General features: G+C 42.1%; 26 protein-coding genes and 2 pseudogenes. 15 read left to right on the top strand and 13 right to left on the bottom strand.

The window, feature by feature from the left end; translation table 11 throughout:
• Window positions 1-21: 21 nt before the first annotated feature.
• Both QFZ73_RS13755 and QFZ73_RS13750 read right to left on the bottom strand, forming a co-directional pair.
• Window positions 22-1,368: a glucose-6-phosphate isomerase gene (locus tag QFZ73_RS13755; protein WP_307266972.1), complete on the bottom strand. Its 1,347-nt coding sequence runs from the start codon at window positions 1,366-1,368 to the stop codon at window positions 22-24.
• A gap of 147 nt (window positions 1,369-1,515) precedes the next feature.
• Complete coding sequence (locus QFZ73_RS13750) at window positions 1,516-2,679, bottom strand: iron-containing alcohol dehydrogenase (RefSeq protein WP_307266969.1); 1,164 nt, start codon at window positions 2,677-2,679, stop codon at window positions 1,516-1,518.
• Window positions 2,680-2,885: 206 nt separating this feature from the next.
• Between QFZ73_RS13750 and QFZ73_RS13745 the strand changes: the two genes are divergently transcribed.
• A complete protein-coding gene (locus QFZ73_RS13745) occupies window positions 2,886-3,119 on the top strand; it encodes a DUF378 domain-containing protein (protein WP_251436977.1) in 234 nt (77 codons plus the stop codon).
• Window positions 3,120-3,256: 137 nt separating this feature from the next.
• Here QFZ73_RS13745 and yugI read toward each other — a convergent pair whose 3' ends face one another.
• A complete protein-coding gene (yugI, locus tag QFZ73_RS13740; RefSeq protein WP_063234086.1) occupies window positions 3,257-3,661 on the bottom strand; it encodes a S1 domain-containing post-transcriptional regulator GSP13 in 405 nt (134 codons plus the stop codon).
• A gap of 346 nt (window positions 3,662-4,007) precedes the next feature.
• Here yugI and QFZ73_RS13735 point away from each other — a divergent pair, with 346 nt between their 5' ends.
• Window positions 4,008-5,351 carry a sodium-dependent transporter gene (locus QFZ73_RS13735; RefSeq protein WP_307266964.1) on the top strand — a complete coding sequence of 448 codons (1,344 nt, stop codon included), beginning with the start codon at window positions 4,008-4,010 and terminating at the stop codon, window positions 5,349-5,351.
• A gap of 140 nt (window positions 5,352-5,491) precedes the next feature.
• Complete coding sequence (locus tag QFZ73_RS13730) at window positions 5,492-5,845, top strand: helix-turn-helix domain-containing protein (RefSeq protein ID WP_251436981.1); 354 nt, start codon at window positions 5,492-5,494, stop codon at window positions 5,843-5,845.
• Window positions 5,846-6,005: 160 nt separating this feature from the next.
• Here QFZ73_RS13730 and QFZ73_RS13725 read toward each other — a convergent pair whose 3' ends face one another.
• On the bottom strand, window positions 6,006-7,175 hold the full coding sequence (locus QFZ73_RS13725) for an aminotransferase (protein WP_307266959.1): 1,170 nt from the start codon (window positions 7,173-7,175) through the stop codon (window positions 6,006-6,008).
• Window positions 7,172-7,672: an Lrp/AsnC family transcriptional regulator gene (locus QFZ73_RS13720; RefSeq protein WP_251436985.1), complete on the bottom strand. Its 501-nt coding sequence runs from the start codon at window positions 7,670-7,672 to the stop codon at window positions 7,172-7,174. The genes QFZ73_RS13725 and QFZ73_RS13720 overlap by 4 nt, the downstream gene beginning before the upstream one ends.
• A 305-nt stretch (window positions 7,673-7,977) precedes the next feature.
• Between QFZ73_RS13720 and QFZ73_RS13715 the strand changes: the two genes are divergently transcribed.
• Window positions 7,978-8,820, top strand: a complete 843-nt coding sequence (locus QFZ73_RS13715) for an alpha/beta fold hydrolase (RefSeq protein ID WP_307266955.1) — start codon at window positions 7,978-7,980, stop codon at window positions 8,818-8,820.
• A gap of 298 nt (window positions 8,821-9,118) precedes the next feature.
• On the opposite strand, the gene QFZ73_RS13710 is transcribed toward QFZ73_RS13715, so the two are convergent.
• Window positions 9,119-9,379, bottom strand: coding sequence for a DUF1871 family protein (locus QFZ73_RS13710; RefSeq protein ID WP_251436989.1), 261 nt, complete (start codon window positions 9,377-9,379; stop codon window positions 9,119-9,121).
• Between the two features lie 102 nt (window positions 9,380-9,481).
• Between QFZ73_RS13710 and QFZ73_RS13705 the strand changes: the two genes are divergently transcribed.
• Together QFZ73_RS13705 and QFZ73_RS13700 are read left to right on the top strand one after the other, a co-directional pair.
• Entirely contained in the window at window positions 9,482-10,657 is a 1,176-nt protein-coding gene (locus QFZ73_RS13705; protein ID WP_251436991.1) for a MalY/PatB family protein, read from the top strand.
• Window positions 10,658-10,731: 74 nt separating this feature from the next.
• Window positions 10,732-12,077 (top strand): IS3 family transposase gene (locus tag QFZ73_RS13700; protein ID WP_307266945.1). Its coding sequence is split into 2 segments (ribosomal slippage): window positions 10,732-11,176 and window positions 11,176-12,077, totalling 1,347 coding nucleotides; the frame shifts between segments, so codons are not numbered across the junction.
• A 56-nt stretch (window positions 12,078-12,133) separates the two neighbouring features.
• On the opposite strand, the gene QFZ73_RS13695 is transcribed toward QFZ73_RS13700, so the two are convergent.
• Window positions 12,134-12,889 (bottom strand): TraR/DksA C4-type zinc finger protein, encoded by a 756-nt coding sequence (locus tag QFZ73_RS13695; protein WP_307266942.1) that lies wholly within the window; start codon window positions 12,887-12,889, stop codon window positions 12,134-12,136.
• 141 nt (window positions 12,890-13,030) lie between these two features.
• Between QFZ73_RS13695 and QFZ73_RS13690 the strand changes: the two are divergent.
• Window positions 13,031-13,888: pseudogene (locus QFZ73_RS13690) on the top strand (manganese catalase family protein).
• A gap of 40 nt (window positions 13,889-13,928) precedes the next feature.
• Here QFZ73_RS13690 and QFZ73_RS13685 read toward each other — a convergent pair.
• The 4 genes from QFZ73_RS13685 to QFZ73_RS13670 all read right to left on the bottom strand — a co-directional run bounded on the left by QFZ73_RS13685 (window position 13,929) and on the right by QFZ73_RS13670 (window position 16,176).
• Window positions 13,929-14,543, bottom strand: coding sequence for a PH domain-containing protein (locus tag QFZ73_RS13685; protein ID WP_307266938.1), 615 nt, complete (start codon window positions 14,541-14,543; stop codon window positions 13,929-13,931).
• 37 nt (window positions 14,544-14,580) lie between these two features.
• Window positions 14,581-15,057 carry a GNAT family N-acetyltransferase gene (locus QFZ73_RS13680; protein WP_307266935.1) on the bottom strand — a complete coding sequence of 159 codons (477 nt, stop codon included), beginning with the start codon at window positions 15,055-15,057 and terminating at the stop codon, window positions 14,581-14,583.
• A 169-nt stretch (window positions 15,058-15,226) separates the two neighbouring features.
• On the bottom strand, window positions 15,227-15,451 hold the full coding sequence (locus QFZ73_RS13675) for a hypothetical protein (protein ID WP_251426500.1): 225 nt from the start codon (window positions 15,449-15,451) through the stop codon (window positions 15,227-15,229).
• 134 nt (window positions 15,452-15,585) lie between these two features.
• Window positions 15,586-16,176, bottom strand: a complete 591-nt coding sequence (locus QFZ73_RS13670) for a peptidylprolyl isomerase (protein WP_098371439.1) — start codon at window positions 16,174-16,176, stop codon at window positions 15,586-15,588.
• Window positions 16,177-16,354: 178 nt separating this feature from the next.
• On the opposite strand from QFZ73_RS13670, the gene kapB reads away from it, so the two are divergent.
• The gene (kapB, locus tag QFZ73_RS13665; protein ID WP_251426503.1) at window positions 16,355-16,741 is read left to right on the top strand and encodes a kinase-associated lipoprotein KapB; all 387 of its coding nucleotides are present in this window, start codon (window positions 16,355-16,357) and stop codon (window positions 16,739-16,741) included.
• A 39-nt stretch (window positions 16,742-16,780) separates the two neighbouring features.
• Here kapB and kapD read toward each other — a convergent pair whose 3' ends face one another.
• Window positions 16,781-17,404 carry a 3'-5' exonuclease KapD gene (gene kapD, locus QFZ73_RS13660; protein WP_251426505.1) on the bottom strand — a complete coding sequence of 208 codons (624 nt, stop codon included), beginning with the start codon at window positions 17,402-17,404 and terminating at the stop codon, window positions 16,781-16,783.
• Between the two features lie 272 nt (window positions 17,405-17,676).
• Here kapD and QFZ73_RS13655 point away from each other — a divergent pair, with 272 nt between their 5' ends.
• From QFZ73_RS13655 to QFZ73_RS13645, 3 genes are all read left to right on the top strand, one after another.
• Entirely contained in the window at window positions 17,677-18,444 is a 768-nt protein-coding gene (locus QFZ73_RS13655; RefSeq protein WP_307266927.1) for a transglycosylase domain-containing protein, read from the top strand.
• Window positions 18,445-18,512: 68 nt separating this feature from the next.
• Window positions 18,513-19,280, top strand: coding sequence for a penicillin-binding transpeptidase domain-containing protein (locus QFZ73_RS13650; RefSeq protein ID WP_307266925.1), 768 nt, complete (start codon window positions 18,513-18,515; stop codon window positions 19,278-19,280).
• Window positions 19,281-19,285: 5 nt separating this feature from the next.
• Window positions 19,286-19,531 carry a hypothetical protein gene (locus QFZ73_RS13645; protein ID WP_307266922.1) on the top strand — a complete coding sequence of 82 codons (246 nt, stop codon included), beginning with the start codon at window positions 19,286-19,288 and terminating at the stop codon, window positions 19,529-19,531.
• Window positions 19,532-19,566: 35 nt separating this feature from the next.
• Here the strand turns inward: QFZ73_RS13645 and QFZ73_RS13640 are convergent.
• A pseudogene (locus QFZ73_RS13640) lies at window positions 19,567-19,997 on the bottom strand (DUF5366 family protein).
• A gap of 453 nt (window positions 19,998-20,450) precedes the next feature.
• On the opposite strand from QFZ73_RS13640, the gene QFZ73_RS13635 reads away from it, so the two are divergent.
• From QFZ73_RS13635 to QFZ73_RS13620, 4 genes are read left to right on the top strand one after another with little or no spacing between them, the layout of a single operon-like run.
• Window positions 20,451-22,856, top strand: a complete 2,406-nt coding sequence (locus tag QFZ73_RS13635; RefSeq protein ID WP_307266919.1) for a Na+/H+ antiporter subunit A — start codon at window positions 20,451-20,453, stop codon at window positions 22,854-22,856.
• On the top strand, window positions 22,853-23,275 hold the full coding sequence (locus QFZ73_RS13630; RefSeq protein ID WP_098371445.1) for a Na(+)/H(+) antiporter subunit B: 423 nt from the start codon (window positions 22,853-22,855) through the stop codon (window positions 23,273-23,275). Before QFZ73_RS13635 ends, QFZ73_RS13630 begins: the two co-directional genes overlap by 4 nt.
• Window positions 23,275-23,616, top strand: a complete 342-nt coding sequence (locus tag QFZ73_RS13625; RefSeq protein WP_076368129.1) for a Na(+)/H(+) antiporter subunit C — start codon at window positions 23,275-23,277, stop codon at window positions 23,614-23,616. The genes QFZ73_RS13630 and QFZ73_RS13625 overlap by 1 nt, the downstream gene beginning before the upstream one ends.
• The gene (locus tag QFZ73_RS13620; protein WP_307266914.1) at window positions 23,609-25,090 is read left to right on the top strand and encodes a Na+/H+ antiporter subunit D; all 1,482 of its coding nucleotides are present in this window, start codon (window positions 23,609-23,611) and stop codon (window positions 25,088-25,090) included. Before QFZ73_RS13625 ends, QFZ73_RS13620 begins: the two co-directional genes overlap by 8 nt.
• Window positions 25,091-25,094: the final 4 nt, after the last annotated feature.

Here is a 25,094-nt window from a genome sequence, read left to right as displayed (position 1 = left end):
TCCGGCTTGATGCCTTTTATATTATAAGCGCTGTTCGAGCTCCGCTTTTTTCTTTTCATAACCCGGCTTGCCTAAAAGAGCAAACATGTTCACCTTATAGGCTTCCACTCCAGGCTGATCAAATGGATTTACACCCAGTAAGTATCCGCTCATTGCACAAGCTTTCTCGAAGAAATATACAAGGTAGCCAAAAGTATAAGCGTCGAGCTGAGGAACCGTTACGATCAAGTTGGGAACGCCACCGTCCGTATGGGCTAACAGCGTACCTTCAAATGCTTTATTATTCACGAATTGCACCGTTTCACCTGATAGGTAATTCAGGCCATCCAAGTCATTGGCCGCTTCTTCAATCAAGATTTCATGACGGGCCTTTTCCACTTTGATGACTGTTTCAAAAAGATCACGCCGCCCTTCCTGAACATACTGCCCTAATGAATGCAGGTCAGTCGAGAAGTTAGCCGATGAAGGGAATATCCCCTTTTGATCCTTTCCTTCACTTTCTCCAAATAATTGTTTCCACCACTCAGAGAAGTATTGAAGCCCTGGCTCATAGTTTATCAGCATTTCAATCGTTTTCCCTTTATTGTAAAGGATATTCCGAACCGCCGCATATTGGTATGCCTGATTCTCACCTAGTTCGGAAGAACTGAAGTCAACCCTGGCACGCTCGGCTCCCTCCATAATTTGATCGATATCCGCCCCGCTGACCGCAATCGGAAGCAGCCCTACAGCCGTTAAGACCGAGTAACGTCCGCCAACATCATCAGGAATGACGAAAGTTTGGAAACCTTCCTCCGTTGCCACCGTTTTTAATGCGCCCTTCTCTTTATCAGTGGTGGCATAAATGCGGCCCTTGGCTTCTTCAACGCCGTATTTTTGTTCCAGCAGTTTCCTGAAAATCCTGAAGGCCAGTGCAGGCTCCGTGGTCGTACCGGATTTAGAGATTACATTGATCGAGAAATCCCTATTTTCCAATAAGTCCATTACATCCTGCATATATGTAGAGCTTATATTATTACCCACAAATAAAATTTGCGGTGCATTTCTTTTATCCGACGGTAAAATGTTATAAAAACTATGTTGAAGCATCTCAACTGCTGATCGTGCCCCCAGATATGATCCACCGATTCCGATAACCAGCAACACTTCTGAATCTTCTTTTATTTTTGCGGCAGCTTTTTTGATTCTTGAGAACTCTTCTTTATCATAATTGGCCGGCAAATCAAGCCAGCCAAGATATTCATTGCCTGCCCCTGTCTGCTCATGCAGGGAATGGTGTGCCACTTTTACAGCATCCTGTAAATAGGTAATCTCATGCTCCCCGAAAAACGGCAGGGCTTTTGAATAATCGAAACGAATATGGGCCATTCAAATTCCTCCTTGAATTCTTTAGTTTCCCTTTCACTTTATCTGATGTAATACTCATAATCAAGAAATCGATCAAGTAAATAATGAATTACGCGTGCAAAGTAACCTCCCACCTGACAAGGTGGGAGACCGGATCATATCACTTGTTTATAATGAAGCCCGTAAAATGGCAATGACATCTTCCCGGTTAAGGACTTTGAACCGTCCAAATTCCCCTCTGCTCATCGCTTTATCAGCCATGACTTCCAATTGTGAGTCATCGATGCCATAATCCGAAAGATTGGTCGGCGCCCCCATGCTGCTCCAAAATGACCTAAGTCTTTCAATGCCTTCAAGGGCCGCTTCCTCATCCGTTTTACCTTCCGGGTCCACATGGAATACACGGACTGCAACTTGTTTAAAGCGCGCGACATTTTCATGAAGCACATGCTTCATCCAATTCGGGAATAAGATGGCCAATCCTCCTGCATGCGGGATGTCATAAACAGCTGAAACGGCATGTTCAATGTTATGCGTAGCCCAATCACCGCTGTAACCGACCCCAAGCGACCCATTCAAGGCTAGGTTTCCGGCATACAGGATAGTAGCCCGGTGCTCATAATCCTCCAGATTTTCCAATAGTTTAGGTGCCGTTTCAATCACCGTCAATAACAGCGATTCACAAAAACGGTCTTGAAGCGGCGCATGCGTTTCCGGATGGAAGTACGTTTCGAACACATGTGACATCATATCGACCATTCCGTATACTGTTTGATTTTTTGGTACTGAAAAAGTATTTTCAGGATCCAAAATGGAGAATTGCGGAAATACCAATGGACTTCCCCATCCATATTTCTCTTTCGTTTCCCAATTTGTTATGACAGATCCGGAATTCGCCTCAGAGCCGGTTGCAGCTAAAGTCAGCACCGTTCCAAATGGAAGGGCCTCTTCGACCGGTGCCTTCTTAATGACAAGATCCCATGGATCCCCCTCATATTTAGCACCAGCAACGATGGCCTTTGTAGCGTCTATAACGCTTCCTCCTCCAACAGCAAGGACAAAGTCGATACCATGTTCTTTACAAAGATCAACACCTTTTCGGACTGTTGAGATGCGAGGATTCGGTTCAACTCCGGAAAGTTCATGCACATCTGCATCGATTTTGCTCAAGGCATTGACCACTTTTTCATATAAGCCATTTTTCTTTATGCTTCCTCCACCGTATACAAGTAAAACTTTATCGCCATATGCAGGAATTTCAGTTTTTAAGCTTTCAAGCTGATTTTTCCCGAAAATTACTTTAGTAGGATTTTTATAAGTGAAATTCTCCAATGGATATCTCTCCTTTAATGCCACATTGACTCCGTTTTTAGAATTGTCCACAGAGCCAATGGCTAAGTTTTTCTTTTACTCATTATGACCAATGTTCCATTTAAATACAAAGTATCCGCCCGGAACTTTTGTAGTGATGTATATTTACATGTTGAAAAAGCATGCTAAGTAAAGAACTGATTTTTTCAAAAAAAGGAGGCTGCACAATGAGTGGAATACAAAGAACTGCACTTGTTCTTACAATAATCGGGGCAATCAACTGGGGTTTAATAGGTTTTTTCCAATTTGACTTGGTCGCTTCGATTTTCGGAGGGCAAGATGCTGGATTTGCCCGTATCGTTTATGGATTGGTTGGAATTGCCGGTCTCATTAATCTTGGTCTTCTCTTTAAACCAAGTCCTGAAATTTCCAGAGAGCCTGAAACGAAACCGACTCGTTGATGCCATGACCATGGACATTGTTTATGTTCCATAAAATAAAGCCGGACCATGGATAAAAACATGCCCCGGCTTTATTTCATTCATATGCCCCCGAACAAAAAAAACCGGCTGATCGAAGGATCTGCCGGTTTCCAAAATTATTTTTTGATTAAGTCTTCGCGTTGAGATTGTTCAATCCACTCTTGAAGTTTGTCTTTCAATGTGTTGAAACCTTCAGTAGATTCGATGTGAGATGTCGCTTTAACAGATGCTTGGCGTTTTTTCGGAGCTTTTTTCGGAGCTTCAGTACGCTCAGGAGCTTCTTCTGTAGCGCGGATCGATAAGCCGATTTTTCCAGCAGCTGAATCGATGGAAAGCACTTTAACTTTCACTTCATCGCCCACTTTTAAATGTTCGTTGATATCTTTAACGAAGCCGTGAGTAATTTCAGAAATATGAACTAAACCTTGAGTTGAATCATCTAGAGCAACAAATGCACCGTATGGTTGAATACCAGTTACTTTACCAGCAACTACCGCACCAATTTCGAATTTTTCAGACATGGTAACACTCCTATTTTATATATATTTTTTCGTCTTTTCACGCAATAAAAAATTATATCACATAATTGGAAAATAATCAAAGTTAAGTATACCATACTTTTTGGGATTTTACTCATTAAAAATGTTCGTTTTTTGGAAATAATAAATATTATAAGATCTTTATTAATAACTTATCCTAAAAACTTGCAAATAAACTCTATTCCCCTTAAGATATTTACTCATTTTTCTAAAGATTGTAATATTAAAACACTATCCAATCACTCATAATCATAGTAAGATGAGAAAATGTTTTAACAAAAGTAATATACAGCTAGATATTCTTTACATCTAAAGGAGTTTTACCATCATGTCAAAACAAGAACAATGGACTTCAAAACTTGGGTTCATCCTGGCAGCCGCGGGATCCGCTATTGGATTGGGGGCCATCTGGAAGCTCCCATATATGACTGGGGAAAATGGCGGAGGGGTCTTTTTCCTGCTCTTCATTTTATTCACCCTGCTTATCGGTGCACCGATATTAATAGCGGAATTCACGATTGGCCGCAATTCACAGAAAGATGCCATTAGCGCATATAAACATATCGCCCCGGGAAAGCCTTGGGCATTGATTGGATATGGCGGTGTCGTCGCTTCCATCATTCTGCTTTCCTTCTTCAGTGTAGTTGGAGGCTGGATCATCTCTTATTTAGCAAGAAGCTTTACGGGTTCCCTCTCAAACTTGACTCAAGAAGAATATGGGAACTTCTTCAATACGATAATCAGTAATCCTTATGAAACGGTTATCGCTCAGTTATTATTCATGGTCTTTACCATTTGGGTCGTGCAAGGCGGCGTTTCCAAGGGAATTGAAAAGGCGAATAAATATATGATGCCTTCCTTGTTCATTCTTTTCATCATTCTTCTTATCCGTTCCTTGACTTTGGATGGAGCAATCGAGGGAGTTAAATTCTTCTTGAAGCCGGACTTTTCGGCATTAACAGGGGAAACGATCCTACTGGCACTGGGCCAATCCTTCTTTGCGCTAAGTGTCGGTGTTTCCGTGATGGTAACCTACGCATCCTATTTAAGTAAAAAAGAAGATATTACAAAATCGGCCTTTTCGGTAGTTGGACTGAATATCTTCATTTCCTTGCTGGCAGGTTTGGTCATCTTCCCGGCTGTTTTCGCACTGGGTTTCAGCCCTTCAAGCGGGCCTGGACTAGTATTTGTCGTGTTGCCTGCCGTCTTCAATGAAATGGCGCTTGGCGGGATCTTCATGTTCATTTTCTTCATATTATTATTATTTGCCACCCTTACGACGGCATTCTCCATTCTCGAAATCGTCGTTGCGGCCATGATCAAGGGTGATTCTGCAAAGCGGAAGAAGGCTTCCTGGATAGCTGGGATCACCGTTTTCCTGATTGGGATTCCAAGCGCATTATCCTTTGGGGTGCTTTCGGATGTGAAGATTTTCAATTTATCCATATTCGATTTCGCTGATTATCTGACAAGCAATATCGCGCTGCCAGTCGGCGCCTTGTTCATATCCCTTTTCATCGGCTATCAAATGAAAAGGATCGAGGTACAAAAGGAGTTCGAATCTGGCGCTGATTCCGGCCAATCACTTTTTAAACTTTGGTACTTCCTGATTCGCTACATCGTGCCGATCATGATCATACTCGTATTCCTTAAGTCAACTAATCTCATTTAACATTCAACATGCCGTTTCGATATTTGTCGATGCGGCATTTTTTTCACAAAACCTACATATTCCGTTACTTCACTCAAGTAATAATATGGTAAAATAATTACATAAAGAAAATATATTTCCTGAAAAAGGAGTGTCTGACTATGTCAAATATCGCGAAGAATATCCGGCAATACCGAGAAGATCACAACCTCACTCAACAGGAACTGGCTTTGAAATTACGAATCGGCACAAAGAAAATTGAAAAGTATGAATCGGGTGAATCGGTTCCTGATACACAAACCATTTTACGGCTTTCCACCGTTCTTGACATTCCAGCTTCAGAATTCCTGAAGGATGCCCAAACTGGGAACGCCGCTGGTATCGACGAGAACATAAAAAAACTGATTGAAGAAATCGGAACCAAAAAAGCGGAGCTCATTTTAAGAACAGCTAAGGACTTTAGCGAAGAACAAATTCTGAATGTTATGCATACTTTATATAATACACAAGCTTAATTCAAAAAATGGGTCTTAGTATATGTATTTTTTTTCAGGGTACTGGATATACTATGATTAACACTTTCTATGTTAATCCATTAGATTAACTCTTTTTTCTAATTCCCCCTATGGAAAGGGATCCGGCTGCTTAAACGGCCGGATCCCTATTTTTTTGCTTTTATTGGCAATGATTTTTCATGAAACGTTCCATCCTTCTAAGCGCTTCTTGAAGCTGTTCCATGGAGGATGCATAGGAACATCGGATATGACCTTCACCGCTTTCCCCGAACACATCACCCGGTACAACGGCTACAAGTTCTTCCGTCAGAAGTTTTTCAGCAAATTCCAATGAAGTCATCCCCGTTTTCTCGATTGAAGGAAAAGCATAAAAAGCCCCGCCAGGATTATGGCAATCAAGACCCATCTCATTAAATGATTTCACGATATAATTTCGCCTTCTCCGATAACTCCGACGCATTTCTTCCACATCCTGCATACCGTGCTTTAAAGCTTCCAATGCAGCATGCTGCGCAACGGTCGGCGCACACATCATCGCATATTGATGAAGCTTAAGCATCGCTTCGGAAATTTCCTTGGGTGCACAAACGAACCCAAGACGCCATCCAGTCATCGCAAACCCTTTCGAAAACCCATTGATGACAATTGTCCGCTCAAGCATACCGTCAATGGCAGCAAAAGAAGTGAATTGTTCATCATAAGCAAGTTCGGCATAGATTTCATCGGAAATCACCAGCAAGTCATGCTTTTTAACGATGTCAGCAAGCATCACTAATTCTTCATGCCCAAGCTGTGTTCCCGTCGGGTTATTCGGTGAACAGATTAAAACGGCCTTCGTTTTAGGCGTGATCGCCGCTTCAAGCTGTTGGGGAGTCAACTTAAAGTCATTTTCCTTGGATGTTTGGACCGTGACCGGTATTCCCCCTGCCATGGTCACAAGCGGTGCATAGGCGACGAAACAAGGTTCGACGACAATGACTTCCTCACCTGGATTCAAGATGGTCCTAAGTGCAATATCAAGGGCCTGGCTTGCTCCGACCGTGACAATGATTTGATCCTCTGGTCTATACGAAACATGGAACTGCTTCTCCATATACCCGCTGATTTCCGCCCTCAATTCATATAATCCGGCATTGGCCGTATATGAGGTATACCCTTCCTCCAAGGAGTTGATCGCCGCTTCCCTTACTGCCCAAGATGTAACGAAATCCGGTTCACCCACACCAAGAGAGACGACCCCTTCCAAATTTGCTGCCAAGTCGAAAAAGCGGCGGATGCCTGATGGTTTAAGCTCTGCAATCGTTTTTGAAACATAACTCGTTTTAATCATGGTGACACCACTATCCGCTTATCTTCTTCAGTTTGATCAAAAATGGTGCCATCATGCTTGTATTTTTTCATAATGAAGTGCGTCGTCGTAGAAATGACGGAATCCAGTGTCGAAAGCTTTTCCGAAACAAAGCTTGCCACTTCGTTCATCGAACGTCCTTCGACAATGACTGAAAGATCATAGGCCCCAGACATTAAATAAACGGACTCGACTTCTTTGAATTTGTAAATCCTTTTTGCGACCTCATCGAAACCGACGCCACGTTTTGGAGTGACTTTTACATCGATCATCGCTGTGACACCATGGTATTCATCCACTTTTGCCCAGTTAATGACTGTTAAGTAACGTACAATAACCCGCATATCTTCTAATTTCTTCAATGTTATTTCAATGTCCGATTCTGATTGATCGGTCATTTTAGCCAAATCCTTCAGATCAATCCGGCTGTTATTTTCAATGATTCTCAAGACTTCCAATTCCTCTTCATTCAAGTGCATTGGAAAACCCCCCTTTTGGAATTCACTAATTTAGATGTGATGGTTTGGCTGGCAGATAGTCTCACGAATTACCTTATTAGACTTTTTAAAAAAACCTATATGACAATATAATTTAATAAGTCCTATTCTGTCAGGATAAACTTACACTATTATATCAAAATTGGTTGGTGACCTGTTATAGTAATTGTCTTTTTTCCTCGTTATTATTACAATTACTGTTATGCAACAGTATTAAAGGACCTTTTTTGGAATATTCAGGGTAACATGGGTTTTTATCATTGACCAATAACGAAGGAGGAGCTTTTATGGAAAGGGATACAATCAAAGGTGTCGAACGGGTGGGTAATATGGAAATCTATTTTGAATATGACCGAATCGATGATTCCCTCCCCACCCTTGTCCTGCTTCATGGATTTTTGTCATCGAGCTTCAGTTTCCGTAAATTAGTGCCCTATTTAATCAAGGAATACAATGTGATCTCCATAGACCTCCCGCCATTCGGGCAAAGCGGAAAAGATTATCGGTATACATATTCATTCCGGAACATCGCTAAATCCCTCGTTATGTTCTTAGAGGGAAAAGGCATCAGGAAATTCAGTACCATCGGCCATTCCATGGGCGGGCAGATTTCCCTGCAGCTCATCAAATCATATCCTGATCTTGTCGACCATGCCATTCTTCTTGCCGGTTCAGGCTATCAGCCCGGCTATTCGGAAAAAATGAAGATGGTCAGTTACCTGCCTTTCTTTTCATTCGGGATAAAACGGTATCTACAAAAATCAGGTATCGAAAAGAACTTGAAAAATGTCGTCCATGACCCGGCCATGATTGATGATGAAATGCGGCAGGGATATCTAGGACCATTCATAAAGAAGCATGATATTTTCCGGGCATTGGGGAGGATGCTTCGAGATAAGGAAGTCGATTTGTTGAAGGAGGACCTTAGTGATATTCATACACCATGCCTGCTTATTTGGGGAAGGCATGACAGAGTGGTGCCATTGAATATTGGCCAAAGGCTCCATGAAGACCTGCCTAATTCCGAGCTTGTTGTCATTGAGGATTCCGGGCACCTTCTTCCAGAGGAGAAACCGGCAGAAGTGTATCATTTAATCAAGGAGTTTATTGGAGTGGCCACACCAACGTAAACTCACGAGTAAACTGCAAACTCACGAGTAAATCGCTGAAATTTACAAGTAAACTGCACAAACTCACGAGTAAATCGCTGAAATTTACGAGTAAATTGCACAAACTCACGAGTAAATTGCAAACTCACGAGTTAACTGCACAAACTATGAGTTAACCGTGTAAATTCACGAGTAAACTGCGTAAACTCACGAGTTAACTGCGCAAACTCACGAGTAAACTGCACAAACTACGAGTATAGAGCAAAAAAACAATGTAAAAAAGGTGCCCCCGATTTCTGGGAACACCCATTTTTCACCTTTAGATCGAACAGCTGGCATCATTTTTTATGATGAGCAGCTTTTGTGCAACTTCAAGGCACTTTCCCATCTGAACGGATTCATCGAACGCGAACTCGTAAATGGATTTTATTTTTTCCGCCAGTCCCTTTGGGTCATCTATATCCCGGATTGCTACGACCGTATCTGCAATTTCCGGCTCATATAGATCCCATCCTATTTTGAATGGGTCCCATTCTTGCAAAACGGCAACCAACGCTAAATTCATTTGCTGTGTATCCATATAATCATCACCTGCTCAATATTTTCAAAGAACATGATATCATAGTATCATAACAACAGGCTTTTCGCGAAGACGACAAATTTTTATTCGGTGGTGGATATTTTGAACAAGTCAATATTTGAAAAACAAATAAACAGGGAAAATTCAGGGTCTGCAAAATGGGATAAAAACTCGCTCACATCATTGTATGGGCGCGAGGATGTTCTGCCAATGTGGGTTGCCGATATGGACTTCCCATCTCCTGAGGGCATTCAAAAGGCATTGATGGAACGCTTGAACCATCCAATTTTCGGCTATACCGTCCCTTCTGAAACGGTTTTCACCGAAATTCAAAGGTGGCTTAGAGACCGGTACTCCTGGCAAATCGATAAAGAGTGGATCTCATTCAGCTCCGGCGTCGTTTCCGCAATCGGTACAACGATCCAAGCATTCACGAACCCGGGCGATAAAATATTGTTACAATCTCCCGTCTATACCCCTTTTTTTGATATGATCAAAAACAATGACCGGGAAGTGGTCAATAGTCCCCTTATCATGAAAAAGGACCGTTTCGAGATTGATTTCACCGATTTTGAGGACAAGCTGAAAAGCGGAGTGAAACTATTCCTTTTTTGCAGTCCGCATAACCCTGGCGGACGCGTTTGGACAAAGGACGAACTCTTACGAATCGGGGAGTTATGTGAAAAATATGATGTAGTCATCGTCAGTGATGAGATACATGCTGACTTATTCCATACAACATCAAGGCATTATCCGATCGGCTCGCTTTCAGAAAAATTAGCGGACATAACGGTTACATTGATGGCGCCAAGCAAAACATTCAATATTGCCGGCCTTCAGGCTTCATTCCTGATTGCCAGTAATGAAAAATTGCAGAAGCAATTACAAAAGGCGCAAACGAAACTTGCCTTCCATGGTCTTAATATCTTTGCCTTAACAGCAATGGAAGCAGCGTATCGGGAGGGTCTGGAATGGCTTGAAGACATGATCGGCTATATTGAGGAGAATATAAAAGTGGCAGAGGAATTCATTGCTGCTGAAATTCCTTCACTGCATGTCATGCATCCGGAAGCCTCTTATCTTTTATGGATTGACTGCCGTGATCTTGGATTGACCGACAAGGAAATTAAGGATCGACTGATCCATCAAGGGAAGCTTGCATTGGAGCCTGGTTCAAAATATGGACCTGGCGGAGAAGGTTTCGTCCGAATGAATCTCGGTTGTTCACGCGGAGTCCTGATGGAAGGGCTAAACCGGTTGAAATTGGCTTTTTCATAAATAAAAGAAGAACCAGGTGTATGAACTGCATCCCAATTGTTAGACAACATCTAACAATTGGAGGTGCAGTTTTTTTGACTAAATATACGATAGACGAAAAATCAAATGCAGTTTTAGAGTACTTAGAAGGGAAAAAATCCTATAAATCCATTGCTCAAGAAAGAAATGTAGGTTTATCCCCTCTGAAAAGATGGGTCGCTCGCTATCTAAAACATGGGATGGAGGGACTTGTTTCATCCTATACAAATTACACTTTGCACTTTAAACTAGAAGTACTTAAAAATATGAACGAATATGGGGCATCGATCAACGAGACCGCTGTACACTATAACCTTCCTTCCGATTCTACACTTTTGAATTGGGCAAATCAGTTTCAGGAAGGAGGTATAGACGCCCTTAAACCAAAGAAAAAGGGGCGTCTATCCATGAAAAAAGAAACTAAGAAAAAATCGCCAGCTAATGGCTCTCAAGAAGCACTTCTTGCCGAATTAGAATACTTACGTGCAGAGAATGCCTATCTAAAAAAGTTGAATGCCTTAGTTCAAGAAAAGGAAGCCTTACAAAGAAAGAAAAAGCGAAAGTAGTCCATGAACTAAGGAAACAATTTGATTTAAATCTGCTTCTATCCATTTCTAAAATGGCACGGAGTACGTACTATTATTGGGTAAACGCCTTCGGGCGTGAGGATAAATACACAGAAATTAAATCCCTTATCAAAGAGATATTCCATACGCATAAAGGGCGTTATGGGTATCGGCGTATCACCCTAGAATTACGTAACCGAGGTGCTCGCATCAATCATAAAACAGTTCTCCGATTGATGAATGAACTAGGATTGAAGTCATTAGTTCGCATGAAGAAATACCGTTCGTACAAAGGGAACATCGGCAAGATTGCGCCCAACATTCTAGCACGTGATTTCAAGGCGGCAAAGTCCAATGAAAAATGGGTGACAGACGTCACAGAATTCCATCTAGCTGGGGAGAAACTATACTTATCGGCCATTCACCTGTTTAATGGAGAAATCATCGCCTATAATATCGAATCTCGTCCTGTTTATCCGCTCGTTTCCAAAATGCTGAATAAAGCCTTTGATCGCTTGGAATCGAAAGATTCACCCATTCTCCATTCAGATCAGGGCTGGCATTATCAGATGAAACAATACTCGCATGATTTAAAAAAACATAACATTACACAAAGCATGTCCCGCAAAGGAAATTGTCTCGATAATGCGGTCATTGAAAACTTCTTTGGCTTATTAAAATCCGAATTACTCTATCTTCAAGAATTTGAAAGCATGGAGCATTTCAAACAAGAACTAGAAGAATATATCCATTACTACAATCATCAACGAATCAAAGTAAAATTAAAAGGCATGAGCCCGGTAGATTACCGGGTTCATGCCCTCAAGGCTGCCTAAGTAAATAAAGTGTCTAACTTTTTGGGTTCACTTCAGTAGTATCCTGGTTCTTTTTTTCATTCTTTCTCTTCATCCACATAAGGATCATGCTCATATCGAGGCAAATCCCCAAACGAGGTTTGAATATTTTCTTCAAAAAGTTCTTCCTTCAACTCTTCATATTGGGAGTTCGGATAAACCGTTATCTCTTTACCGTACATATCCACACCAACGAAATTTTCATAATCTTCGACATATCCGATATTTTCTTCGGACTCGACATACATATCTTCATAATCGTTTGGTGGATTTACAAAATCGGAAGGTGATTCAGATGTTCCATAGCTGGCAACATCCTGCCAAGAATCTTCCGCATCGTATGCAACCGATTCGTGCCGATCATCATAATCAAACCTTCCAAACGGCGGTCCCAGCACTTCCTCTTCGACCGGTCGATTGCCGGAAGTTTCCTGTGATGGGGTATGCTCGACACAATAAGTCGTGGTAGGGACGGCTTTCAAACGTTCAAGAGGTATTTCCTTTGAACAAACCTCGCACTTTCCATACTCACCTGCCTCGATGGCAGAAAGCGCTCGTTCAATATCCCTTATTTCATCCCGATCATGCTCGGATAGGGCCAAATCCTTTTCCCGTTCATATAACTCGGTTCCTTCATCTCCGGGATGATTATCGTAACTCGATAACTCACCTGTCGAATCCTCCAAGCTTCTTCTTAAATCGTAGCTGCCTGAATCATTTAATCGCTCTTCCAACTCTTGCTTCGTTTGCTGCAATTGCTGTTGAAATTCTTTTAGCTGCTGATTGGATAGCATGTGCAACATCCTTTCAAAATCGTTCTTCCCTCTAGTATTTCTCTCTTCCCGCCATTCCATAAAGGTACTTTTTACCTTAGGAATAAATTAATTCAGATAACAGAAGCTAACTTAGAAATTTCATTTAAGGAGGGCTTCCATTTGTATTTCTATAAAGAAGACTTAATCAATATGATCGTTCCCGATAAGCCTGATTCGAGTGCGGCAAAAGTACTTCAAGAAACGCTTGGAGGGTAATTCGGTGAAATGCGGACGATGATGCAGTATTCTTTCCAAAGCGCCAACTTCCGCGGCAAGGCTAAACAATATCGTGATTTACTCCGTGGTGTTTTCTTGGAAGAAATTAGCCACGTTGAACTTGTCCAATCAACCATCAACCAGCTGCTGAATGGTGCTGGAGGGGATTTGCCTGGAGATTCCGCTAACGATGGTGCCCCGTTGGATGAAGTCATCAAAGGCGGCGCCAACCCCCATCACTTCATCATCGGTGCGAAAGCATCCCTGCCCGTCGATGCCGGCGGCAATCCATGGAATGGATCATGGGTTTATGATCACGGTAATCTTGTAGCCAACCTTTTGAACAATGTCATGCTTGAATCTACGGGAGTCCTGCAAAAGTCCAGGATTTATGAAATGAGTTCCAATAAATCAATGCGCGAAACACTTGCATTTTTAATGGTTCGCGACAATGCCCACCAAAATGCATTTGCCAAGGCATTAGAAACTCATGGGGTTGACTGGGGGAAAATCTTCCCTGTACCAAACTATGATTTGAACAAATATCCTGAATGCCGCAAATATGTGGATTTAAGCTACCATAATGCCCAATTCAATTTCAGGTTGGATCAAACTCAAATCGGCGAAATTTTCCAAGGGGAGACACCGAGCCGAAATGGCGGAAACCTCGCTGTTACCGATCCGCCAAAAGGATTTCCTGTCCCTGAAATGCCGGATATGCCAAATGAACATAGCCCTGGCTTGAGTGATTTGAACAATTAAAAAAGAAGGCGAACACATCATTCGGTGTTCGCCTCCTTTTTTAATTATTGATATATTTCTCAAAAACATAGCCAAAATCTTTAACATGGTACTTTTTCCGGCTGTCCATCAACCATTCGAAAGCTGCCGAATTAATTTCCTTGAAACTTGCAGCCATTTGGCTTCCGTCAGTGCGAACCTGGTTCAAAGTAGAAGAAGCAAGGTTTACGCTTTGCTGGGCATATTGAAGGGCATACTCATTCTCATGGCAAATTTCCGATATTTTTACGAGTGATTTGAACAAGTCCTTTAATTCTTCAATGAATTTCTTATGGACATCAATGGAGAAAGTCTTTGCACCGATCGAAAATTTAATTTCCGCATCCAAATCCACGGTCCCCGCGGTTTCTAGCGTGGCGTTGGAAATAGTATACTGGCTGTAGCTATATCTTGTAAGTGTACGCTTTTTACTTATGGCACTTGCACCGTCCAAATGTATGAATGCTTGATTCGTGAAACAGTACTCATCGGTTTTCGATTTAATCAGGAAATAAATTTTTTCCCCATCCTCATGCATGATATAGTCATCTGCATCCACCTTGTCATAATCGGCAGGACTAATCACACTTCCAATATCACTAAGACCAAGGGCATCAGCCGCAATTTTCTTGAACATCCCTATTCCCCCTAAAATTAAGGTGAATTACACCTTATTATAAGTATTTATCCAATATTATCTCGTCTCGGATCGGAATTCCATCAAAACTGTAAAATGGTATTTCAGGCTTGATTTTCCGTGATTCTTCCACGGCGTTTTTAACGATTTCCGAAATGGCATAACCACGCTTTTGAAAAAATTTCATTGCCTGTAAATTATCGTTCGTTGTAATCGCTTTAATAGTATGGCAATTTTTTTCCTTAGCGATATTTTCCATCACATAAAGCAATGATGAGCCCACCCCTTGATTCTCATGCTCACTATTCAAAGAGATGATCTGACATACATGGTCGGATATTTTGTATGTTCCCAGCCCCGTGATTTTTTCATTCTCGTCCATCACCCCAAAACCTTCAAGTTCCGCATAATGAAACAAGCCTCTTGAAAAAACGACTTGAGTCGTCTCCCAGTGCTGAATGAAAAACTCCTTAACCGTATCTGCCGCAATCATTCTTTTCGCTACGATTTGCATAACCAATTACGCCCCCAAAGTTTCTATCTCTATGCCTATAGTATAAAATGCTTATGCTGATAAGGGAACATTTTATTCTTTACGACCTTCTAACAAAACATAATACCATTCATATTCAGATAATCAATATCAAAAAACGGGGTCTCGCGATGCTCGGCATCTTCCGGGATCAAGAAATAGTATCATCCTTAATGCGCTGGTTCCTTTTGGTGACCTCATCTTCGAATTGCTTGGTTTTCATTTCTTCCTTCTTTGAATATCTTATAATTGCCCTCATCGTAAAAATGGCTGCCACTAAAAAAATGAAGCAAGTTATACCAGCCGAGATATATTCAGTCTTGTCTTCTGGAAAGTAAAGAAACAAACCAAGTAAAGCATGATTGAGAAAGTCCATCCGATACATCCTTCCTGATAGGGAATTAAACTGCATTATCCCATTATATCAATTACCAGAACAATCCACTAGTGGGCCTAATCGACTAAAACCTAAAAAAACGAGAGGCACTGAGCCCCTCGATTCTCTTTTATTTATAAAATGGTGATCCCTTTAATGACCACGTCCACTGCAGGTTTGTCCCCCGCAACTGTCTCTACGTTAGCAATCGTATCGACAACGTCCATGCCTTCGACCACTTGTCCAAAAACAGAGTGTTTATGATCCAGCCATGGTGTGCCTCCTTGTTCCATATAAGCACTGATGATTTCTTCCGGATAACCTGCTTGCTTCATTTGCTCACCCATCCTGCTGTCCACATGCTGGGCTTGTACGACGAAGAATTGGCTCCCGTTTGTTCCCGGGCCTGCATTTGCCATGGAAAGAGCTCCGCGCAAATTGAATAATTGCATGGAGAACTCGTCCTCAAATGGAGTTCCCCAGATACTTTCTCCACCCATTCCAGTCCCTGTCGGATCACCGCCTTGAAGCATGAAATCCTTGATGACACGGTGGAAAATGATTCCTTCGTAGTAACCGTTTTCAGCATGTGTCAAGAAATTTTCCACTGTCTTTGGAGCCAATTCAGGGAATAGTTTAATTTTAATATCGCCCATCGTCGTTTGCATGATGACCGCTTTTTCATTTTCCAAAACTTCACTTGTTAATTGTGGAAAGTTTGTCATTGTACATAACCTCTTTCTTTTTAAAATAAAATGGCATGAAACACCATTTTTCATCTTCATTTGTACACTTTACACGATTTTCTTAAAAAAAGCATCTTTACGAAATTGAACAAATTCGCTGTGAAAAATCGTTGTTGTTATGTATCATGAAGGAAGTTAAAAGAAAGGTGGTAGGGAAATGTCAGAACAGGATTTTAAAATCGGCGATAAGGTTACCGCCATATATAAAACTGGAAAATATATCGGGGAAGTCACCGATATCAGACCTGCTGCATATCTTGTTAAAGTGTTGGCTGTCTTGAAGCATCCCATGCAGGGAGATCTTCATAACCCGAAACAAACGGAAGTGTCCATGTTCCATCAGCGGCGTGCTCTTGCTTTCAGGGAGCAAACCAATGTACCAAAGAATATGGTAAGGACCTTTGATGAGGAGATTCCTGAGTATCAGGAATCCTTAAGAGAAGCAGTTGAGAAAATGAAAGGCACTTTAAGCGAAGCCCAAACAGAGTGGAATGATAAAAGCTTACGGTTGCTTGAAGATCTAGCGGCGGATTATTTCAAATAAGCATGATAAAAGCCAAATCAGTAGTATATGATTTGGCTTTTATAACGCTAAATGATTCAATACCTTTGATAAATCAATGCGATCGCCAATTGTCGTCGGTTCATGGTTTTTCATATAACTTTTATCTTTCTCTACTAACATAAAGATATTATATGTCGTAATCGCATCATCCAGTGCCCTGTGATGCTTGCCTGTCCCTTCTTTGCCATAGGCCTGTACAGCTTTCCAAAGCCCGGTTTGATTTTGATCCCCGAAAAAGCGTTTATACTCCAGGCAAAGATCAATTTGTTTCCCTGAAAAAGGGAAATCCAATCCTGCTTTCTGACAGTTCTGGCGAAGCACCTTCATGTCCATATTTCCCCAGGTAACAATCGTCGTAGGGTGCTGCTCATCTATTTTCTTCAATAAACTAACCAGCTCCTCAAATGAAATCCCCCGGTCCACCTGATCCTGGGTAATGTTCAAGAACTTCTTGCATCTTCCCGTTAAATCTGGAAATTTCAATGGGTTAACAAAAGATGAGAATTGTTCCTGAATGGTCTCATTAATGACGGTGACTAAACCAACCTCAATGATTTCCGGATAAAACCCTACTGGATTGGCCTTTCCTTCCGGCATCGTAAATTCAAAATCAATGAATACATATTGCTGTTGTTCCTCCATTTTTATGACCCCCTTCATATTCCTGACATCAACATATAAACAAAAAATGGTTTTTTTCTCACGGGAATATTATAACAGAAGATTTAGAAAGTTTTTTCTTAGGATCGTAACACACCATTCGGATACGGCTCCTGCCGTCATACCTAATTTACCCAAAACTATTTATCGTCTACCTTACTTGGATTATGATGGATGAACGAACCAAAAGTACCATTTTTTCATCCCTTCATTCCAAGGACATACTAAAAATATATTAGTTAGGAAGTTGAACTATGCGCACGTATCTTGGTTATATCACGATTTTCCTCTTACTTCCCGTATTGATCCTTTTCATTTTCCTTTCCCATCAGGAGTGGTCCTTAGCGCAATCTCCCTATCATGTACTTGACGAGCGAATTCCCATTGAATCGATAGAATTGGCTCAGAATAGTTACATGAAAGCCGCAAATGGAAAGGTCATCAGTGAAATTTACACTGGTGAGAAACGGACTTACCTAAAACTTGAAGACATCCCCCTTTTCCTTGAAAATCTGTTCATCGTTACAGAGGATCAGAAATTTTATGGTCATGCAGGCGTTGACCTATCCGGCATAAGCAGGGCGCTTCTTATCAATTCACAAAATAATAACATAGAACAAGGCGGCAGTACCATAACCCAGCAACTGGCCAGGAATGTTTATCTTTCACATGATAGAACGTATAACCGAAAACTCAGTGAACTCATTTACACCTATCAGATAGAGCGAAAAAAATCAAAACCGGAAATCATGGAGCTGTATTTGAATGCCATATATTTCAGTAATGGAGCTTATGGTATCGAAGCTGCTTCCCAATATTATTTCAGTAAACCGACTGGAGAGTTTACCAAGGCTGAACTTGCCTTCCTGGCCGCAATCCCTAATAATCCGGAAAACTATAATCCTCTTAAACATTTCGATGCGACGAAAAAGCGTCAGGAGAGATTACTGAAACAAATAGTGGCCCAAGGTGATTTAGAACAGCCTAGTACGAAAAGCTTATCAAAAGTACGATTAAATTAGACTTGTCCACCCCGGTCGACTTATATCCTGATTTCGTGACGTATGTTCATCAGGAATTGAAAAATCTGGTGGCATCCTCCGAGGGTTTCGACAAATCTCTGCAAAGCCCTGATGTCGCTATACGTAAGCAGGAGGAAGCTGAGCTGGATAAAAAGGTCGAAAAGCTTTTGAATTCCGGGGTAACCATCCATACCGCACTCGATACTAAGCTGCAAACACAGTCAAAGACTGCTGTGCAATCAAAAATCGGTGTCAATGATATCGCGGGAGCTTTAGTGGTTATACAGCATCATACGCACGAGCTTGTCTCTTTGATTGGGGGAAAAGATTATAAAAAAAATTCTTTCAGTCGGACATACCAAAGCTATAGGCAGCCAGGGTCAGCCATTAAGCCACTTCTCGATTATGCTCCCTATTTAGAAGAAACGGATGCTGACATCAATCAGCTCGTTATCGGAGCAAGCTATTGCAGCAATAGCTATTGTCCAAAGAGTTATAGCGGCGACAGCTACGGAATGGTCACACTAAGAACTGCCTTCTCTCAGTCCTATAACACACCCGCCATAAGGCTTTTTGAAAAAACGGGGGTGGAAACGAGTTTCAAGTACCTGGATGCTTTCGACTTTAAAAAGGTGAGCAAGAAAGACCACCATACAAGTTCGGCCATGGGCGGATTCGAATATGGCATGAGTCCCCTTGAACTGACGAATGCCTATACTTCCTTCAATGACGGAAACTATCAGCCAGCGCGCGCCATTATTAAAGTTATCAAGAAGGTAAAGTCCTTTATAAATGGAAAGACCGCTCCAAGGAGATATGGAACAAAAGCACCGTAGCTAAGATGCGGCAGCTGTTCCATGAAACAACCCTTTCCGGGACAGCCCGTAAAGCCTACTTTCCTACAGATTATATCGGCGGTAAAACCGGTACGACCAATGTTGTGAAAGACATGTGGTTTGTCGGTCTGACAGCAAACTATACAACGGGGGTTTGGATTGGAAGGGACAAGCCATCCAAACTACAATCCATTTATTCACATACACCACATGTATTGATTTGGAAAGATATCAGCCAGACTGCCGAGTGAAAAAAGAAGGTGCCGAGATGGCACCTTCTTTTTTGCTATATGAGCAGACTTGCAATGACGCTGTTATAGAGCTTCAATCCCGCATAAGCGACTATTGAAATCAGTGCGGTCCAAACGAAGATTGGAAAGAAAACCATTCCCACTAGACTCGACAAATTCAGGCTCGGGCTTAACTTATTGACAAAATAAATTAAAGCCACAATATTCGTTGCAATAAAGATGGACCTAAGCCCGATGATGAATTGAACACTGAACAATGAACAGGTACGCCAATCACATATATGACAGATCCCTTTCTTACACTGTTCAGGGCTTTACCCTCCGAATCCTTGGAAAAGAATAATAAAGACAGCTCCAATACCGTATCGGAGATCAGCTTCAATGCGGCAAAAACCATGAAGAATAATAGGAGCAATACGATCAGCAGCGCCAGCTTAATGCCGGTTTCAGAAAAAAACTCCTGCATCCCTTGGTAGATTCCCAAATTTCCAAATAACTTGAGCATTTGCATTTCCCCATAAATGGCAAAGGAGAGGCTGAATAATAGAATTGAAATGATTGGTAAATAGCTAAGTAAATATGTGTTTTTCATGATTTCACAATCCATGTGTGTTTTATCCTATATTATGCAAGATAATCCACCATTCCACAATGGAAACTCTACTAATTCACCCTTGAAAAACTTTTTTCAATAAATTTTTCAGGACGGTTCCCCCTCCTTTTCTACCTATATATAAAACATCATTTAAGTTGGCCTTCACTGTTTTTAAAGCCATGCAAACCCACATAAATTGCGTTATACTTTTAAGCGAGACAAGTATTCGATAAAAAAATACATATTCAACGAAGATTTCCTAACGTCTAGGATTGCGCGAAAAAAGCATAATAAGACGACTGACTTCGTAAAAGGGGGGAGTTTATGTCTTTACTTCATTGGGCGGTATTATCACCGTTTCTATTAGCACTTATTGTACCAGTATTATACAAACTATTTCGACAAATACATACAGGATGGTTTGTATTGATTTTACCGATTCTCCTTTTCACCTATTTTTCAAGGTTCATTTCCTTGACCAAACAAGGGGATATCATCATGGAAGGGGCAACATGGATTCCTTCTCTCGGAATTCATGTTGATTTCTATGTAGATGGTCTAGGGCTTTTGTTCGCCTTGCTCATTACAGGTATAGGTTCACTCGTCGTTCTGTATTCAATTTTCTATTTATCGAAGGAGAAAGAAAAGCTGAACCAATTTTACGTCTTCCTTTTGCTTTTCATGGGAGCGATGCTTGGCGTCGTCCTATCCGATAATCTAATTGTCCTTTATTCGTTTTGGGAATTCACGAGTTTATCATCTTTTCTATTGATAGGATATTGGAATGAAAGGGAGCGTTCACGTTATGGAGCGCAGAAATCCCTGCTGATCACTGTGCTTGGCGGTTTAAGCATGCTTGGAGGCATCATTCTCCTTTCCATTATGGGGAACACATTCAGCATACGTGAATTGATTGCCCAAAGCGGGGAACTTATGGACCACTCGCTCTTCATTCCTGCACTTTTGCTTGTGCTGCTTGGCGCGTTCACTAAATCCGCACAGTTCCCGTTCCATATCTGGCTTCCTGACGCGATGGAAGCCCCAACCCCGGTCAGCGCTTACCTTCATTCGGCCACAATGGTCAAGGCCGGAATTTATTTGGTTGCCCGATTAAGCCCTGTTTTTGCAGAATCGGGATTATGGTTCTGGCTCGTTTCGATCGCCGGATTGATCACCTTGTTCTGGGGCTCATTCTCTGCAATCAAGCAGACTGATTTAAAGGGGATTCTCGCTTTTTCCACCATCAGTCAGCTCGGATTGATCATGTCGCTTTTGGGACTTGGTGCGGCGGCACTCCACTATGATTCTTGGGGGGGAAATATATACTTGGCAGCCACGGTTGCAGCAACATTCCACTTGATTAATCATGCGACTTTTAAAGGCAGCCTTTTCATGGTTGCAGGCATCATTGATCATGAAACCGGTACGCGTGATATCAGAAAGCTTGGCGGATTGATGCAGTTGATGCCGATCACTTTCTCCGTCGCTGTCATAGGTGCTTTTTCAATGGCTGGACTTCCGCCCTTCAATGGTTTTTTGAGCAAGGAAATGTTCTTGGCCAGCATGGTGAATGTATTGGAACTGAATATCTTCAATATGGAGACATGGGGGATCTTGTTCCCTGTGGTGGCATGGGTAGCCAGTGTATTCACTTTTATTTATAGCATGATCGTCGTGCTCAAGCCCTTTACAGGCAAACTTCAGTTACAACTATTGGAAAAGAAGCCCCACGAGGCACCGATCGGGATGCTGCTATCCCCGATCATCCTTGCTTCGTTGGTCATCGTTTTCGGCATTTTTCCAAACTTGCTATCTTCGTCGATCATTAAACCTGCGGTAGCCGGCATACAGCCAAGCTTGGTGGGTCCGGATTTCCAAGTCCATATCGCCTTCTGGCATGGATTCAATACTGAAGTATGGATGACCGTCGGCATCATAGCATTTGGAATTCTTTTATACAAAACGCTTCCGAAGTGGCAGAAGATCACTCAGTGGATTCCTGAACGCATATCCCTGAATGCTTTGTATGATAACGGGGTAAGAGGGCTCGAACGCTCAGCTTCCTCCGTCATGAAAGTATTAATGACAGGTTCGATTCGGACGTATCTACTTTCAATCTTCCTTTTCTTCATTCTTTCCTTGGGCTTTACGCTCTATTGGAAGGATGCATATAAATTGGATACAGTGAATTTTGCCCCGATCGGCATATATGAATTGGTATTGGCTGTGATCATCGTGATTGGTTCGATCGCCATTCTGTTTGCAAGATCCCGTTTAACTTCCATTATCATCTTAGGAGCCGTCGGTTATACGATTTCCTTATTTTTCGTTTTACTGCGGGCACCGGATTTAGCCCTGACTCAACTAGTCATCGAAACGATTTCGGTAGCGCTGTTCTTGCTCTGTTTCTTCCACCTTCCGTTAATGGCAAGCCGAAAGGAAGAACGAATGAAATTCAAGTTGAATAATGCCCTGGTATCCATTGGTGTAGGAGTCATCGTGACATTGATTGCCTTATCGGCTCATAGCAATAAACTATTTGATTCCATATCCAATTACTATCTTGAAAATGCTTATAAAGAAGCAGGCGGGAAAAACGTCGTAAATGTCATTCTCGTTGACTTCCGCGGACTTGATACGATGTTTGAAATCAGTGTCCTTTCCATCGCTGCACTCGGAATATTCGCGATGATCAAATTGCGTTTGACAGGGGGGAAAGATAAATCATGAAGCAAAATGACCTGATTCTCCAAACGGTTACGAAAGTCGCCGCCTTTGTTATCTTGCTGTTTGCGGTAGCCATTTTTTTAGGGGGGCATTATTCGCCAGGAGGCGGGTTTGTCGGCGGTTTAATGACTTCAGCCGCCATAGTCCTGCTGTTGCTTGCTTTCGACATTAAAACCGTCACCGGCATCTTGCCCATTGACTATAAGTTAATGATCGGTTCAGGCTTGTTCATATCAAGCCTGACCGTAGCCGGTGGGCTCGTGTTCGGTGTGCCCCTCATGACACATGTTTATCATTATGTTGATTTACCGCTTCTTGGGCACATCTCGCTTCATACCGCGGTACTTTTTGATCTGGGTGTTTATCTTGTGGTTGTTGGTGTAACGATGACCATTATTCAAACGATAGGGGAGAGTGAATAATGGAACTTTTAATGGCCATTGTCATTGGAATACTATTTATGTGTGCGACCTATTTAATGCTTTCCAAAAGCATTTTAAGAATCATAATCGGTACTGGGCTGCTCAGTCACGGCGCCCACCTTTTGATTTTGACGATGGGCGGTTTGAAAGGCGGTTCCGTTCCATTGCTAAGTGATGAAGCTGCATCCTATGTCGATCCGCTTCCGCAAGCGCTTATCTTGACGGCGATCGTCATCAGTTTCGGAGTCACATCATTTCTGCTGGTACTTGCTTATCGGACCTACCAGGAACTCGGTACGGATGACATGGAAGAAATGAGAGGTACGGAAGCGAATGAATAATCTTACTTTCATGCCTGTTCTATGGCCGCTTTTCACAGGCATCCTTCTCATTTTCTTTGCAAAAAAAATCAAGCTGCAAAGAGGGATATCCCTTTATTCCTCTCTTTTCGGCATTGCGATTTCCCTTTATCTAGTGTTTACGGTCCATACTCAAGGGATCTTGACTTTAGGTGTCGGCAGCTGGGATGCGCCATTCGGGATCGTGATCGTCGCAGATATGCTATCTTCGCTGCTGGTACTGACCACGAATATCATTGGATTGGCTATACTGCTATACTCGTTTTACTCCATAGGGGAGGAACGTGAAAGACATTATTATTATCCTGTATTTCAATTTTTGCTGATTGGTGTAAACGGTGCCTTCCTTACGGGGGATCTTTTCAATCTATTCGTTTTCTTCGAAGTCATGCTGATGGCTTCCTACGTGCTGCTTGTACTGGGAGGGACGAAAATCCAACTGAGGGAATCATTGAAGTATATTATCGTCAATGTACTTTCCTCTTCCTTTTTCGTCATCATGGTGGCGTATCTTTATTCAGTTCTAGGAACATTGAACATGGCGGACATCAGCCAGAGAATAACGGAAGTCAGCCAACCTGGAATCATCTCGGTGATAGCGATTGGCTTTCTGATCGTATTCGGTTTGAAGGGTGCCATTTTCCCGCTCTTCCAATGGCTGCCTGGATCCTATTATGCTCCACCCATTCCAGTGATGGCTCTATTCGGGGCATTGCTGACAAAGGTCGGGATATATTCCATTTTCAGGACCTATACACTCATGTTTTACCATGACCAGGATTTCACCCATACTTTCCTTGCGATACTTGCAATCTTGACCATCATCATCGGTGTCATTGGTGCGATAGCTTATTGGGATGTAAAAAAAATCATCATTTACAATATCATCATCGCTGTCGGGGTTATCCTATTCGGCATCTCCGTCATGAATGAACAGGCCTTATCGGGCTCCATTCTATATATCATTCATGACATGCTGATCAAGGCCACTCTCTTCCTGCTGGTTGGCATCATGATCAAAATCAGCGGATCGGATGATTTACGGGAAATGGGGGGCTTGATCAAGCAATATCCGGCCGTTGCATGGACCTTCTTCATAGCTGCCATTTCATTGGCCGGAATTCCGCCGTTCAGCGGTTTTGCCGGCAAGCTCCTGATTCTTCAGGGAGCTGCAGAAAAAGGGGCCTACTTTGGAATGGCCGTTGTCTTGCTTTCAAGCTTGATGGTCCTTTATTCCGTCATGAAAATATTCATGAATGGCTTTTGGGGAACTCCAAAAGCTGATTATGCCTTAACTAATGAAACGGTTAATAAAATGCTGGTTCCTGCCGTCCTCCTTGTCATCATTTCCGTTTTATTCGGAGTAGGAACAGAATCGATTTACCCATTCATTACACAAGCTGTAGATTCATTAATGAATCCCGAAATCTATAACAAAGCGGTTTTAAAGGAGTAGTGCC

It is taken from the genome of Peribacillus sp. V2I11 (genome assembly GCF_030817135.1).
In the GTDB taxonomy this organism is placed as follows: domain Bacteria; phylum Bacillota; class Bacilli; order Bacillales; family DSM-1321; genus Peribacillus; species Peribacillus simplex.
This window is presented reverse-complemented; position numbering and strand designations above follow the sequence as displayed.

What these genes read in the sequence shown, in the direction of transcription:
- QFZ73_RS13730 (WP_251436981.1), top strand. Translation starts at nt 5,492, where the DNA reads ATGTCAAATATCGCGAAGAATATCCGGCAATACCGAGAAGATCACAAC.
- QFZ73_RS13745 (WP_251436977.1), top strand. Translation starts at nt 2,886, where the DNA reads ATGAGTGGAATACAAAGAACTGCACTTGTTCTTACAATAATCGGGGCA.
- kapB (WP_251426503.1), top strand. Translation starts at nt 16,355, where the DNA reads ATGTCAGAACAGGATTTTAAAATCGGCGATAAGGTTACCGCCATATAT.
- QFZ73_RS13695 (WP_307266942.1), bottom strand. Translation starts at nt 12,889, where the DNA reads ATGCTATCCAATCAGCAGCTAAAAGAATTTCAACAGCAATTGCAGCAA.
- QFZ73_RS13635 (WP_307266919.1), top strand. Translation starts at nt 20,451, where the DNA reads ATGTCTTTACTTCATTGGGCGGTATTATCACCGTTTCTATTAGCACTT.
- QFZ73_RS13725 (WP_307266959.1), bottom strand. Translation starts at nt 7,175, where the DNA reads ATGATTAAAACGAGTTATGTTTCAAAAACGATTGCAGAGCTTAAACCA.
- QFZ73_RS13675 (WP_251426500.1), bottom strand. Translation starts at nt 15,451, where the DNA reads ATGGACTTTCTCAATCATGCTTTACTTGGTTTGTTTCTTTACTTTCCA.
- QFZ73_RS13655 (WP_307266927.1), top strand. Translation starts at nt 17,677, where the DNA reads ATGCGCACGTATCTTGGTTATATCACGATTTTCCTCTTACTTCCCGTA.
- QFZ73_RS13680 (WP_307266935.1), bottom strand. Translation starts at nt 15,057, where the DNA reads ATGCAAATCGTAGCGAAAAGAATGATTGCGGCAGATACGGTTAAGGAG.
- kapD (WP_251426505.1), bottom strand. Translation starts at nt 17,404, where the DNA reads ATGGAGGAACAACAGCAATATGTATTCATTGATTTTGAATTTACGATG.
- QFZ73_RS13755 (WP_307266972.1), bottom strand. Translation starts at nt 1,368, where the DNA reads ATGGCCCATATTCGTTTCGATTATTCAAAAGCCCTGCCGTTTTTCGGG.
- QFZ73_RS13685 (WP_307266938.1), bottom strand. Translation starts at nt 14,543, where the DNA reads ATGTTCAAGAAAATTGCGGCTGATGCCCTTGGTCTTAGTGATATTGGA.
- QFZ73_RS13735 (WP_307266964.1), top strand. Translation starts at nt 4,008, where the DNA reads ATGTCAAAACAAGAACAATGGACTTCAAAACTTGGGTTCATCCTGGCA.
- QFZ73_RS13625 (WP_076368129.1), top strand. Translation starts at nt 23,275, where the DNA reads ATGGAACTTTTAATGGCCATTGTCATTGGAATACTATTTATGTGTGCG.
- QFZ73_RS13645 (WP_307266922.1), top strand. Translation starts at nt 19,286, where the DNA reads ATGCGGCAGCTGTTCCATGAAACAACCCTTTCCGGGACAGCCCGTAAA.
- QFZ73_RS13670 (WP_098371439.1), bottom strand. Translation starts at nt 16,176, where the DNA reads ATGACAAACTTTCCACAATTAACAAGTGAAGTTTTGGAAAATGAAAAA.
- QFZ73_RS13715 (WP_307266955.1), top strand. Translation starts at nt 7,978, where the DNA reads ATGGAAAGGGATACAATCAAAGGTGTCGAACGGGTGGGTAATATGGAA.
- QFZ73_RS13720 (WP_251436985.1), bottom strand. Translation starts at nt 7,672, where the DNA reads ATGCACTTGAATGAAGAGGAATTGGAAGTCTTGAGAATCATTGAAAAT.
- QFZ73_RS13710 (WP_251436989.1), bottom strand. Translation starts at nt 9,379, where the DNA reads ATGGATACACAGCAAATGAATTTAGCGTTGGTTGCCGTTTTGCAAGAA.
- QFZ73_RS13620 (WP_307266914.1), top strand. Translation starts at nt 23,609, where the DNA reads ATGAATAATCTTACTTTCATGCCTGTTCTATGGCCGCTTTTCACAGGC.
- yugI (WP_063234086.1), bottom strand. Translation starts at nt 3,661, where the DNA reads ATGTCTGAAAAATTCGAAATTGGTGCGGTAGTTGCTGGTAAAGTAACT.
- QFZ73_RS13630 (WP_098371445.1), top strand. Translation starts at nt 22,853, where the DNA reads ATGAAGCAAAATGACCTGATTCTCCAAACGGTTACGAAAGTCGCCGCC.